Origin of the sequence: Lactiplantibacillus sp. 30.2.29, assembly GCF_018991255.1 — a bacterium.
In the GTDB taxonomy this organism is placed as follows: Bacteria; Bacillota; Bacilli; order Lactobacillales; family Lactobacillaceae; genus Lactiplantibacillus; species Lactiplantibacillus pentosus.
On sequence record NZ_JAGYGU010000102.1, the window covers coordinates 1 to 893 of the forward strand.

General features: G+C 32.3%; 1 protein-coding gene. It reads left to right on the plus strand.

Annotated features, from left to right (window positions below; all coding sequences use genetic code 11):
- Positions 1-149: 149 nt before the first annotated feature.
- Positions 150-893, plus strand: a 744-nt coding sequence (locus KGF65_RS16695) for an FRG domain-containing protein (protein WP_216788268.1), incomplete at its 3' end; no start/stop codon positions are given.

The following is an 893-nucleotide window of genomic DNA, read 5'->3' on the forward strand; positions in this document are numbered from 1 at the left end:
GTAGAGCCCTAACCAAAAACAAAAAAATTGATGAGATTGCTATATTATTATATGTAAGGCAATAAAGGTGATAGGGGCAGTGAGAATATAAACTAAAATTTCAAGTAGCGATTACTAATTACATCAACAAGGTAAGAAAGGACTAAACTATGAGTGATACAACAGAAGCTATAGAGCAAGTTACGAGTTTGAGTGATTATATTAACAAAGTGGAGAAGATTCATTTAATCCAAGAGAGCAAACTGAAGCAATCTAATTCAGAAAAACAAATGAACATTTATTATAGAGGTCAAAACCAGGATTTTCCTAATACTCTTCCTAGCCTAATTCGTAATGAAAATTATTTGAAGAATGAAGATAAGCTAATAAATGACTTCATCACCAAATATCCAGAATTATTTGGTGACTGCAAAAATAACTTTGATTGCCTGGCATTAATGCAACATCATCAACTACCTACCCGATTATTAGATTTAACAAGTAATCCCTTAGTAGCTTTGTATTTCGCTGTAGAGAGAAGCGATGGAAGTACTAATAAAAATACTGACTTAATAGATGGAAAAATTTTCCCATTTACAAATTTTTATGATCAAGTGCCATTGTATCAATCATTAGCTGATGATCACTTTGAGAATATATTCTCAGAATTTACTTCAATAAAGGGAAATAACCGTCAGTTTCTAAAGTCTCCATTTAGCGACGAGATTGAAATTGAATCATCTTTATCAAGACTAAACGGTGATGATAGAAACAATGTGTTAAGTCAACTTAGCCAGTTTTACAGAGATCTAAGTAAGGTTGACACCGATGGTTCAGCATATTGGTCCAACCTATATGCTGATATAGTAAATAGTTTGGAAAATAAGCGTGATAAAGGGGGGCTTTTAAATTCA